The sequence below is a fragment of the Arthrobacter sp. TE12231 genome (genome assembly GCF_054062895.1).
Genome location: NZ_JBSSFS010000001.1, coordinates 3,186,173 through 3,198,998, shown reverse-complemented (window position 1 = coordinate 3,198,998; position 12,826 = coordinate 3,186,173). Strand labels below are relative to the sequence as shown.

The following is a 12,826-nucleotide window of genomic DNA, read 5'->3' as shown; positions in this document are numbered from 1 at the left end:
CTGGCGCAGTCGAACATACATTCGTAGTTGCGATGAGACGCGAATTCGCAGCGCGGGCCCCGGTCCGCGCTCAGCCGTTAGTTCCCAAGGGAGATGCAGTGAAGTACAGACTCGGTGAGTTGTTTTCAGGCCCAGGCGGTCTCGCGTTGGGCGCCAAGCTGGCGGGAGTCAACGTACCTGGACACGAAATAGTCCACCAGTGGGCGAGCGACTATGATCGCTCCACTTGCGACACTTACATTGCGAACATCCCGGGGGCATCCACCGATACCGTGCACTGCGAGGATGTCCGGACCCTTGAGACACACTCACTGCCTGAGATCGAGGGATTTGCGTTCGGGTTTCCCTGCAATGACTTCAGTATTGTCGGGGAGCAGAAAGGAATTGACGGCACCTTCGGACCCTTGTATCAGCATGGTATAAGCGTCCTAAACTCTCACCAGCCGCTATGGTTCGTGGCGGAAAACGTCGGTGGACTCCGAAGCTCTAACTCCGGAGACACCTTTGGGCTCATTCTTGGTGAAATGATCCAGGCCGGGTACAACGTTGTTCCTCACCTGTACAAATTCGAGCAGTATGGAGTGCCGCAGGCACGACACCGGATTCTGATCGTGGGTATCCGAAACGATCAGGATGTTGAGTTTAAGGTCCCTTCGCCGGCGCTCTACAGCGACCTTGATGTCAGTTCCCAGGCGGCCATTGAATGCCCCCCTATCGCAGCTGACGCTCACAATAATGAACATACAAAGCAGTCGCCGGTCGTGCAGGAGCGGCTGTCTCACATCCTGCCGGGCCAGAATGCGTTCACTGCAGATCTGCCCGAGCACCTGAAGCTAAATGTAGCCGGCGCGACTATGAGCCAGATCTACAAGAGACTTCGCCCTGACATGCCCTCCTATACCATCACCGGATCCGGGGGCGGTGGCACTCATGTGTATCACTGGTCGGAAAACCGTGCGTTGACAAATAGGGAGCGAGCTAGGTTGCAGACGTTCCCCGACTGGTACCACTTCCAGGGATCCAAGGAAAGCGTACGCAAGCAAATCGGCATGGCTGTGCCGGTGGCAGGAGCCCGCGTTGTTTTTGAGGCCGTATTGCGTACTTTCGCCGGGCTGGCTTACGATTTTGTGGAGCCCAATCTAATGAAGCGGGTTCCGGTCTTTTCGAGCTAAGTGCTCGACCTAATGGGGTCTAATGTTTGCCACAGAGCTTTTCGAACGAGTCTTGATCCAGCCGGTTTTAGCCGGTGCTGACACCTTGACAATTGTTTCCGGCTACGCATCACCGGCCACGATCATTGAGCATATAAGTCGCCTCAAGGTTGCCCTCGGTATCTCGGGTTCAGCATTGCCCAAAGTGTCTATCGATCTTCGCGTCGGCATGTTCGCGGCCGGCGGTACCACGCGGCCGGAGCACGACGCGTTCGTGCGCCTGACAGAACAAAAGCTCTTGGACGGAAACCTGAAGGTTTCCTATTTTCCAGGGCCACACGTCGTGCATTCCAAGGTGTATGTGTGGTCAGCCAAAGGCTCGCCCGTCGACGCGTTCGTGGGGTCGGCCAATTACACCAATCCCGGGTTCGGCCTGCAACGCACGGGACAGCAGAATGTCATGACCCACGTGTATCCTGAGGTGGCAGATGACTACTGTGAGTCCGGCGTGGGTCTGCTGCTTGCCTGTGCCGACGTTGACGAAGTGACACGTGATCAGTTGCCCTTGCGTCATCAACGACCGTCCGAATTGGCCCTGGCGAGGTTGACTGAGCGTAGACCGGGGGAACCTTCAGGCGACGGTGAGTGGGTAGGCATTACGCGTAGCTTGTCTCTGCTTAAGTCGAATGGTGATGACTATGCTCCCGGAGGGGGCATTAACTGGGGCCTGAGCCGTGGTCGGGCAAGCGAAGATGAGGCGTATATTTCTGTCCCATCTGCAATCGGACAGAGCGGCTTCTTTCCGCCACGGAATGTAACTTTCGATATGGTGGGGGATGATTTGGAGCTCCTGTCGGTGAGAATAGCCAGCGGTGACAACCCTTACGGGAAGGACCTAACAACTTCTGCGCCAAACTCGCACTTGGGGTCTTACATTCGCCGTCGTATGGGCCTTGCATCAGGGGCGTTCATTGGAAGGCAACAACTCGATCATTATGGGCGCTCGGACATCGACGTGACCTACCTCGGAAACGGTCAGTACGCCCTCGACTTCTCTGTCCACTAGTACAAACCTGTATTGCTATGCCCGCTGGGCTTGGTTTGAAACGGGTTACGCCGGATCTCGGCGGTGGAGCCCGGCCGGTGACGATACGGCCGGGCTTCCGGGTTGTCCTGTACTTGAAGATTGAATGCACTTTCTATGTGGATGACGGTTGCTGGGCTTCGATGAATTCAGTGAAGTGGCCGTCGGTGGTGTTCACCGACCTCGGAAAATGTGCTTCTCAGGTTGAGAATCCCGTTCCACCTGGCGGCCGGGTGGGCAATCCAAGCTGGCTGGCGTTTAGGGCTCCGTGCCGGCCGCAAGGACCGCCTATGCAACGTTCGGTCGCATCTCGCGTACTTTGGCTACGCGACCCAGTTCCACGTTAGCGATCGCACGATCAGATCTCGGGTATTGTTCCCCCAGGGCCCACTGCATGAGTTGGCTCATACGATGAGGTCTGTTTTTCGTTGACTGCACGAAGGACGTCAGGAGTCCAAGGGGGACGGTAGGCAAGTGCAGGACGAGGTTCTGGTGCCTGGAGTAGAACTGCTGGAATCGATGCGCTCGGTCGGGTATTCATTCGAGTCCGCTATCGCCGACCTGGTAGACAACAGCATCACCGCTAAGGCGAAACGCGTAGACATTGTCGGCGATCCGGTAGAAGCAAAGTTCGTCACCATCACCGACGACGGCGATGGGATGGACCCGGCGACCGCCCGGGCAGCCCTAAGACTCGCAGGGTCTGTGGGAAACGGGGTGCGGGACAGTCAGGACCTTGGGCGATTCGGTCTAGGTTTGAAGACTGCTTCACTGTCTCAAGCTAGGCAACTCACCGTTGTTACGCGTAAATCGGGAGTAACGACTGCCCTTCAGTGGGACATCGACCATGTGAAAGCAACGGGTCAATGGTCACTTCAGGTCTTAGATGATGTAGAGCTCGAGGGTATTCCCGGAATAGAGGCCTTTAGCGGGCGGGACGCTGGAACGTTGGTCGTCTGGCGGAACCTGGATTACCTCTTGGGTCGAGCGGAAGATGCGGGGGGAGTGATGGCCGAGCGGTTATCCGGCCTGCGTGAGCACCTGAGTCTGACCTTTCATCGGTTCCTTGAGGGGCGTACCGCAGAGCGCCTTCGGATAAGCGTCAATGGCGTTCTCGTTCCGTCTTTGGATCCGTTTTTGTTAGCCAACCCCAAGACGCAGCGGACACCTTTGGAGCGCATTGTTGTCGATGGACACAAAATAGAGGCCACCGCTTTTACGCTTCCCCATGCATCTGGAATGACCGCAAAGGACCGCAAGCGCGCCGACTTGGGGGTCGACATGCGTGAAGCCCAGGGCTTCTATGTCTACAGGAATCGGCGCTTAATTTCTCACGGCCACTGGTATGGACTGGCGAAGCGAGACGAACTAACTAAGCAGGCGAGGATCCGAGTCGACCTGCCAAATACGCTGGACCATCTGTGGCAACTGGACATAAAGAAGTCACGTGCCGAGCCGCCGCAGGTTTTTAAAACGCATCTACGCCGCATCCTCAGCGGCGTGATCGCAAAAAGCAAGCGTGTGCATACCTTCAGGGGGCGGAGGGAAACCGACGTAGAGATCGTGCGGATGTGGCAGAAGATTGTTGATCGGGACGGCTACCGCTACGAGGTAAACAAGGAGCACCCATTGGTTCTCGCACTGAGCGAGAACATTGATGCAGAGTCCAAGGTCACCCTAGCCCGCTTGCTTGCTGACCTTTCTGCAACCTTCCCCGTTTCAGACCTTTATGTTCACGCAGCCCAGAACGACCATCCCGTGCAAGCCACTGCCGATGTCGACGATGTGCGTGCCCGACTGCGAGGACTGCGAGACACTCACGCCTTTGCCGGCGCACCGGATCAGATTGTGAAGGTCCTGGCAGCGATCGAACCATTTGACCGCGTAAATGACCTAGAAACCCTTGTTGATGCCGTTTGGAAGGAAGATTCGTGATCGAGCTGGACGCTGAGAAGCGGAAACTGTTGCGTGCGCTGAATGGCACCATGATCGATGATGAGACGATCGACCTAGACGAGGTACGGGCGCGGGCTGTCGGAATGGCTCCATTCGTGTCGAAAGGGCTCGGCCCGGTGGATATCCAGTGGGTCGTCGACAGAGTGCTCGAGCTTCATGCCGTTGAACTCAAAATAGGTATTGGCGTCATCAACAAGTTGACATTCCAACCTTGGGTCGAAATGCGGAAGGAGACTGTTCCCCGTGCCCGCTGGGATGCCTATGAGGAACTTCTCCTGCGACGGGAGTGGAGCCCCCGAGTTGTGGACAAATTGGATGCTCAAACTGACAAAATTGTGGACTTAATGGGTGATCCCACAAAGACCGGCGAATGGGCTAGAAGGGGTCTGGCCATCGGGGAAGTACAGTCAGGAAAGACCGCTACTTATATTGGAGTTCTAAACAAAGCGATAGATTACGGGTACAAACTAATCGTTATAATTGGCGGTCATACGGAGGATTTGAGGCGGCAGACTCAGCGCCGAGTGGACTCCGATCTAACTGGACTTGACTCACTATTCATGAGCGAGAATATTGCTCAGGAAGCCACCATTCGAGTGGGCGTAGGCCAAATAGATGAAACTCTCCAGGCAAATGTACTGACTACAGCTCGCTCAGATTTCAATGCCGCAAGCAAAAGAGCCGGAGTAGTCGCTTTTGGTGACACACCAACAGTGTTTGTCATAAAAAAGAACGCCAAAGTGCTCGCTAACCTCGCGGCTTACCTGAAACGACAGGCTCACCAGGGACAACACACGCTACCCTTGGTGGTCATCGACGACGAGGCGGATTGGGCTTCAATTAACACAAAATCGGAAGATGAGGTTGCAGCGGTAAATAAAGGCATACGGCATCTTCTCTCCGCCTCGTCACGCAATTCCTACATGGGTATTACGGCAACTCCTTTCGCCAACGTACTTATCGACGACGAAGTTGAGGACGACTTGTTCCCGCGTGACTATATCCAGTCACTGGAGAGTCCTTCTAACTATCAAGGGATCGAGACCTATCTTGGCGGTGAACCTGGCGCAACCAACCACCGTTCAATAATCACGGATGTATCAGACTGTCTTGAAATATTGCCTTTCTCGCACAAGCGCACGCGGGTGGTCGATGCCCTGCCCGAAAGCATGTTGGAGGCATTGTCGGCGTTCTACGTTGGCACGGCAATCCGGTTAACCCGCGAGGATGGACCACGTCCAGCCGCCATGATGATCAATGTTTCGCGCTTCAACGACGTGCAAGCCAAGATAGCGAGCTTGACTGAACTCGCCGTGAGTGACATAACTGCTGCCGTTCTTGCAGAGTTTGCGATGCCGGAGAATCGTGCCGAATCTATAGCCACTGGGCGATTGCGCAGGATGTTTGAACGCGAGTACTCACAGTCTGGAGTTACCTGGTCCGAGGTTCGCACCCATGTCCTCGCCGTTGCCGAAGACATCCGTGTGGAACTTGTAAACGGTTTGACCATGGCGGGACGAAACAAGCGGCTGAGCGGAATGTCGCGCGATGCCCGCTTCCAGGAGTCCCTGAGACCGACAGTCTTTATTGGTGGCGACGTCTTGGCGCGCGGACTGACGTTGGACGGACTGCACATCAGCTACTACGTGCGCCGAGCAGGTGCGGCCGATACACTCCTCCAAATGGGACGCTGGTTTGGCTATCGGCCCCGGTATGAAGACCTAGTCCGAATCTGGATCGACGACGACGTTGTGAAACTCTTCAAATACGTCGCCGAGCTCTCTGCGGACCTTCGTGCGTCGCTACGGGAAATGAATGCCCTTGAACTTACTCCCAAGGACTTCGGCCTGAAGATGCGTCGACATCCTGAATCATTCATGATCACTGCGGCGAACAAACAGAAGCACGGTGTTGCCTTCGAAGGCTTGATTTCTATACATGGAGCTACGTTCGAATCTCACGTCCTGTCGTCCGAGGCCGGGGATCGGGCACGAAATCTGGAGGCTGTGAAGAAGTTTGCCGTCGAAGTTCATGAATTGGGACATGCGGAAGACCCCGAGTTGCGTTCCGGGCACCTCCAGGTGTGGAGATCAGTACCGGCGGACCTCATAGAGCGTCTCTTCACCAAGTTCCGTGGGTACGACCACGAACCATTCTTTGGGCGAGCTACAGGAGGGCAGGGGTCGGCCCAACTTGCGGCGTACCTCGCCGACGCTAAGAACGGCGACCTCTGGGACGTAGCATTCGTTAGCGGCAGCGGGGAGAATGCTTCGTTCGGCCCTATCACCGTCAAAAGTAGCGTTCGTGACGGTATCTCTGCGGAGCACGGAGCCAAGGTGTTGCGAATGGGTAATCGGCGCGTGGCTGCCGGTAGCGACCTCAAGAACGTGCTCACAATTGAGCGTGTCCGGCATTTGGAGCAGGAGTTGTCTGAGGATGAGAAAGTCACCGAAGGAACGATCGCCCGCAATGCCCTTGAACGTCCAGTCATCCTGATCTACGCAATTACTTCCCGATCCACCGACCTGGAAGAGTGGATATCCGAAGACGACCCGCTGGTCGCTCTCAAAGTGGCCTTTCCAGGACTTACCGCGGAAGAAGAGTTGGTCGAGCTGGAACAGGGACATGGCGCCAAGTTCATTGTCAACAAGGTCTTCGCCCGAATTAACTTCGGTATGCCGACTACTGAGGACGACGATGAGGTCGAGGAATGAGAATTGAGGAGAAGCTGGCTGGAGTGTTGGCGAAAGGCGACAACCAGATACTAGCCATAGAGCACAGATGGTTCACCGTATTTGCCCAGAATGTCGGAGGCCGTCCGGCGATTGTTTTGGAACTGCGCGAGGCTCTGCCACAGTTCGTTGACGGGGCCAGGGGATTCACAGTCTTCATTGAGGCCCGGGACGATGGAACCAACTACTTGCAAATCGCATCGACGGAAAAGGGGCTCCGGCCGGCTTTTTCAGCATTGTGCCGGCATTTACTTAGCGAAAGTGGTAAAGCTGCATCATTTAGCGGTGCCTTGGAAACATTCCTGAATGCCCTGGAAGGGTTCCGTAAACTCCTGGCGCGTCAGGTGGGTCGGTTGAGTGAAGAAGGAATCCGTGGCCTCTTCGCCGAGCTCATCATGTTGCGCCGCATGCTCGAGCTGGGCCTTGAACCAATAACAGCCCTTCGGGCTTGGAATGGCCCCTATGGAAATAGCAAAGACTTCATCTTCGTCTCCGGACACTGTGTGGAAGTGAAATCAGCACATCGCCCGGCGACTCGGGTGAGGATTACCAGTGTGGAGCAACTCGAGACTCCGGATGTCACGCTACAGCTTGCCGTCGTTCCGATGGAGCGGGCTAACCCCAATGACGACGGTGCTATTAGTCTCACGTCGCTCATAGGCTCGCTGACGGGGCAGGTAGACAGTTCGTTGGAAGGCCAGGCGTTGTGGGCGGATGCGTTGGACGCGACCAAGATCGACCTCACTGACGACTACTACGGCGAGTGGTGGTTCGTGCCAACAAATGAACTGGTGTTCGACGTCTTGGGAGATTTCCCGCGTGTCAGTGAGACGTCGGTCCCGGTGGGTATATCGGACGTGTCTTATAGCCTGGATCTTGGCGCTCTTGAGCCTTACCAGAGCACGCTGAAGCTGGAAAACTAGTTGGAGCATTGGGGGCGTAATGAACGATTTTGAGAACGAGCTTCGCAACAACATTGCCTTGAGGGCTGCGGGAGAATCCGAATTCCAGCTGTATGCGTTTGCCGATGAGCTCGCGGAACGACTAGAGGCGGCAGAAGTAGTGTTCGACGTCGCTATCGAGCCATTGCGTTGCACGGGCCGCCGTGGTCGAGTGTTGGAAATACTAGGTTACGCAGAGGACCATGCTGACGATTCCCTGGTTGTAATAGTGGGACTGCACTATGACGAGCCAGGGCGAGTCTTGACGATGACCGATGCAAAACGAATCTTCGCGTCTGGCGCTTCTTTCCTCGAGCATGCGGCGGACGGCTGGCTGACTGAAAATCTCGAACCAAGTTCCCGCGAATCCGAACATGCCTCCTACTTCGCCCAGCAGTTGAAGCGTGCGGACCGTCTCAAGTTCATCCTCGTGACGGATGGGACTATGAGCCAGCGCATTCAGACCATCCCAACCAATCAGGTGTGTGAGAAAGCTGCGTCGTACACAATTTGGGATGTTCGTCGATTTGAGGAGCTCTCGCTCTCCGAAAGCGGCCGTGACGAGCTTGAAATCGATCTCACGCGATGGATGCCAGATGGTTTGCCCTGTCTCGTGGGAGCGCAGAGCGGCGAACACGCCAAGAGCTATCTGGCCGTTTTGCCGGGCAAGTTGTTAGCCGAAGTCTTCCAAGAATTCGGAAGCCAGCTACTTGAGTCCAACGTACGTACGTTTCTGAGTGCGCGTGGCAAGGTCAACAAGGGGATTCAGTATACACTTGCGCACGAACCCGAGATGTTCCTGGCCTACAACAATGGGCTTACGACCACAGCCACAGATATCGACGTCGTCACCTCGGCCGGCAGCGTGAGAATTCGTTCCATACGGAACTGGCAAATTGTGAATGGAGGGCAGACCACCTCATCACTGCTGTACTTCCTGAAGCAGCAGGGACGTGAATTGGACGACGTTTTCGTGCAGATGAAACTGGTCACCGTCGACGCGGATCAGGCCGGGAGTCTGGTCGCCAACATCTCTCGCTTTGCGAATAGCCAAAACAAGGTTAGCGAAGCTGACTTCTTCTCGAATAGTGAGTTCCATGTGCGACTTGAGCAGATAAGCCGACGGCTTAAGGCACCCGCGCAGGAGGGTGAGCAGTACCAAACCAGATGGTTCTATGAACGCACACGCGGGCAATATGAAAACACTCGAAATGGTGGTTCCGCCAGCGAGAAGAGAAAGTTCGACCTGGAGTACCCGAAGCGCCAGAAGGTGACGAAGACCGACTGGGCAAAGTATGCCTTCTCTTGGTCTCAGAAGCCACACCTCGTGAGCAGAGGGGCGCAGAGCAATTTCACTGCATATGCCGTTCTGGCAGACAAGGCTTGGGGTGAAAAGCCTGACGAATTCGGTGACGCATACTTCCGGACGAACATAGCGAAAGCCATCATGTACAACGAACTGCGTTCATCCATCGTGAAGGAGCCGTGGCAGGGCACTGGCTACCTGGCCAACGTCGTGACGTACGCGATGTCTAAGTTCTCATATGAGGTAGAGCGCCAATTCCCGGGGTCCAAGTTCGACTTTGAGGCAGTATGGCAGCGACAAAAGCTGAGCAAGACAACACTGGATACGCTTATATCCACCGCGCGCGCGATGCACGGCGTCCTGACGGACGAGGATCGGCCTCAGGACAACGTAACCCAATGGGCGAAGCAGGAAGCCTGCTGGAACCTTGCAAAACTAGCGCGAACTGAGTTGCCAGATGAACTGGCAAGTGACTTGATTGCTGGCGTGAGCCTCAGCAGTCGTCAAGCAGAGGCACGAAAGCAACGCCGTATGGACACTGGCTTTGAGATGATCGAACGGATGCTCAACGTTGCACCGCACGTTTGGGAGGAAGTCCTTTCCGAGGGCAGGCACGCAGGAGTGATCAGCCCCACAGACAGGGATATCATCTTGACAGTCGCGCGACGAAAGCTGGTTCCGACTGAAAGGCAGGCCGCACGCCTTCTTAGTGCTCTGGAAAAGTGCGCGAGTATGGCCCTAATCAGCCGTGCAGATTTCTGAACGGTTGGAGGATAACAGGGCCCTATGCCGTGCCGCGTTGGGAAGCTATATGCGAGCCAGGGGAGAACAGTCCAGACCTCTTGTTAGGACTAGGGATAGAGCTCTTGCAGTATCTCAAGCAACTTTCGGCCTTCACGCTCACCCAGCTGGATGACCTGACTGACTTTAGGCGCGGATGCACGATTGTCGGATCCGTAAGTTGCGAGGTGCAGCACCCGTCCGCGGGTCTCGTCCTCGAATATTTGATATGTGCAGTCGACTTCGGTTGGATTCAATCGCACCGAAAAACGGCCGGGCTCTAAGCTACGAATAATTGCCATGACTTGAACACTAGCGTGTGCGTTAGATTCCAGCCATTTGCCACCATACGCTAGCGTACGAGTTTATCGGCTATCGTCGGGCCCGGCGTTGGGTGTAAAAGTCGTGCTCGGTACTACGTAGTTGAGTATCAGATTTGTCAAAGACAATCGAAAGGCTTTGCGATGGACAAGGCGGCAAAGTTACGTGAGAGTGGGTTTGCTTCTATCCATGTCCAACTGGCCAATGACCTGCGCGAGAGCGTGCTCAAGAGCTTGGACGAACGTAGCGGCGCACAGGAACTCGTCAGGCAACGGAATTCGGGGCGGTACCCTTTCGAACTGCTTCAAATGCAACGTGGCCCGCCCCGCGGACACACCTTCCAGAATCGAACGTGAATACTGCGCGCTGTGAAGTCAATGGTGCACACTCACTAGGAAAATCGCATCCACAGATCAGGACCGAAAATGGCATCTCCCAATGGAAACATCTCTCGATCGCGGCTTATTCTGCAACTCTTGGCGGAACATCCCGAGGGCCTCTATAACAAGCCGGGAGACGATGGCATAATGGCGCTCGCCGCGGATCGATCACCATGGACCGAGCACGAACTGGAGTTGTTACCGAGCGGCGGCATACGGGGAACTGCCAATCTCTCGTGGGCATCCGAGGATCTGTCCAAGGCAGGGTGGCTGTGGAAGAACCCCGAGAGCGACGGGCTGTGGAAGATCACTGAAGCGGGCCGATCCGCCTTGGTCGATTTCCCCGACGACGAGTCTCTGGCTCTCGAGGCTCGCTCCCTGTACAACGAGTGGAGCAAGCAGAACCGGCAAAAGAAGGCCGAGCTGCTGAGGACAACGATAGTTGCCCGTCATGTCAGTGAGGAAAGGGTGCGAACGGCGGCTCAACTCTTTCGGGAGAGAGGTCTCGCTCAATCCAGTTCAGTGTTTTCCCCAGGGCGCTCGGTCTGGACCAAGCCGAATGTCGATGTCCTGCTCACGCATTTCGTCAGTGCCGTGAACGTGGAGGGAACCGACTTCCTAACAAAGATTGAGGTCCAGTTGGCTGGACTCGATGACGACGCAAAGCTGTTGCTGGCCGAACTGACAACTTGGCAGCTGCTTCCGCTCCACAAGAGTGCGATGGGGGAACGTGCGAAGCTGGCTCGTATAGGGAAAATTCTCGGTTCCATGAATCACCCGGTCGAAGTGCCAAGGGAGATCCGTGAAGCACTGAAGGACGGGGTCTACCACCCCGGCCCGTGGATGGTGGGTCAGGCTCATCCTGCCATCAGCATTCACATCCGACTGGTTCAGGAATGGCTCCAATTGGACGCTGAGGATCAGGAGAAGATCCTAGAAGATTCCCAGTCCTGGAAAAATTTCACCGCATCTGTCCGCGGAAATACATATCCGACTCAGCGAAATTCACTGCTGTATGTGGGTCGTCCTGACTACTTCACATCCATAGTTCCGGATGTAGACAAGAAGGCAGTTCGCGACAGATTCCTCGGTGAAATCGGGGAATCTACAGGCGACATTGACGAGGACCTTTTCCGGATCGTCCTGGCGATGCAGCAATCGGAAACGGGCCCGATCGATTTTTACAGCGATGCCTTGCTTCCCAAATGGCGCGGTCCCGGCTCGATTCAGGAGCCTATCGATGAACAACTTCCGCCGGAGACTGAGCCAGTAGATCGCGGAGTTTTCCGAAGGGCGACTGCCGAACTTTCGCAACGCCTCCACATCGACGGGGACTGGTTGCAAAAGCTACTCAATCTAATTTCACGTCGTCGCCAGGTCATCCTTTACGGTCCTCCCGGTACCGGAAAAACCTACGTTGCCATGGCTCTGGCCGAGCATATTGCGGGCGACGCGAAGTACACGGAACTTGTTCAGTTCCACCCGAGCTACTCATACGAGGATTTCTTTCAGGGCTACCGTCCAGTCACGACTGATTCCGGCAACTTGAGCTACGAGCTCATGGATGGACCCTTGCGACGGATAGTGGACCAGGCAGTCGGGAATCCGGAATTCAACTACGTGCTCGTGATCGACGAGATCAATAGGGGTAATCTAGCCAAGATTTTCGGTGAGCTTTATTTCCTCCTTGAGTATCGAAATCGGCCCATAAAACTGCAGTACAGCCGTGACAACGACGACTTCTTCGAACTACCATCCAACCTTTTCATAATCGGTACAATGAACACTTCAGATCGCTCAATTGCGCTCCTCGACGCGGCGATGCGCCGGCGGTTCTCATTCGTTGAACTGCATCCGGATAAGTACCCAATTCAACAGGTTCTTGAAAAGTGGCTGCGGCACCACGATCTGGACGCTGAACCTGGACGACTGCTGTCACGTCTCAACCAGCGCATCGGCGACGCTGATTTCAAGGTGGGACCAAGTTATCTGATGCCCCAGCAGCTAGCATTCGAACCGGGCCAGCTCGAGGAGATCTGGGAGTACGACATCCTGCCGTTGTTGGCCGAATACCACTTTGGTGAAGGCCTGGATATCGAAAAAACGTACGGCATTGAAGCCCTGCGCCACCGCGTCGCGAAACCATCACTGCCCGCTGAGGCGCCGGTCGAATAA

General features: G+C 55.5%; 8 protein-coding genes. 7 read left to right on the top strand and 1 reads right to left on the bottom strand.

Translation table 11 applies throughout. The annotated features are described in order from the left end of the window. Positions 1–98: 98 nt before the first annotated feature. The 6 genes from ACVWYS_RS14315 (at position 99) to ACVWYS_RS14290 (ending at position 9,932) form a co-directional block, all read left to right on the top strand. Positions 99–1,172 carry a DNA cytosine methyltransferase gene (locus ACVWYS_RS14315; RefSeq protein ID WP_456509942.1) on the top strand — a complete coding sequence of 358 codons (1,074 nt, stop codon included), beginning with the start codon at positions 99–101 and terminating at the stop codon, positions 1,170–1,172. A gap of 22 nt (positions 1,173–1,194) precedes the next feature. Then, positions 1,195–2,217, top strand: a complete 1,023-nt coding sequence (locus ACVWYS_RS14310) for a restriction endonuclease PLD domain-containing protein (RefSeq protein ID WP_456509941.1) — start codon at positions 1,195–1,197, stop codon at positions 2,215–2,217. A 492-nt stretch (positions 2,218–2,709) separates the two neighbouring features. Then, positions 2,710–4,170: an ATP-binding protein gene (locus tag ACVWYS_RS14305; RefSeq protein ID WP_456509940.1), complete on the top strand. Its 1,461-nt coding sequence runs from the start codon at positions 2,710–2,712 to the stop codon at positions 4,168–4,170. Then, positions 4,167–6,905: a Z1 domain-containing protein gene (locus tag ACVWYS_RS14300; protein ID WP_456509939.1), complete on the top strand. Its 2,739-nt coding sequence runs from the start codon at positions 4,167–4,169 to the stop codon at positions 6,903–6,905. The genes ACVWYS_RS14305 and ACVWYS_RS14300 overlap by 4 nt, the downstream gene beginning before the upstream one ends. Continuing rightward, on the top strand, positions 6,902–7,846 hold the full coding sequence (locus tag ACVWYS_RS14295) for a PD-(D/E)XK motif protein (RefSeq protein ID WP_456509938.1): 945 nt from the start codon (positions 6,902–6,904) through the stop codon (positions 7,844–7,846). The genes ACVWYS_RS14300 and ACVWYS_RS14295 overlap by 4 nt, the downstream gene beginning before the upstream one ends. A gap of 19 nt (positions 7,847–7,865) precedes the next feature. Then, entirely contained in the window at positions 7,866–9,932 is a 2,067-nt protein-coding gene (locus ACVWYS_RS14290; protein ID WP_456509937.1) for an AIPR family protein, read from the top strand. A gap of 89 nt (positions 9,933–10,021) precedes the next feature. On the opposite strand, the gene ACVWYS_RS14285 is transcribed toward ACVWYS_RS14290, so the two are convergent. Beyond that, positions 10,022–10,252 (bottom strand): hypothetical protein, encoded by a 231-nt coding sequence (locus ACVWYS_RS14285; protein ID WP_456509936.1) that lies wholly within the window; start codon positions 10,250–10,252, stop codon positions 10,022–10,024. Positions 10,253–10,696: 444 nt separating this feature from the next. Here ACVWYS_RS14285 and ACVWYS_RS14280 point away from each other — a divergent pair, with 444 nt between their 5' ends. Then, positions 10,697–12,826 (top strand): AAA family ATPase, encoded by a 2,130-nt coding sequence (locus ACVWYS_RS14280; protein ID WP_456509935.1) that lies wholly within the window; start codon positions 10,697–10,699, stop codon positions 12,824–12,826.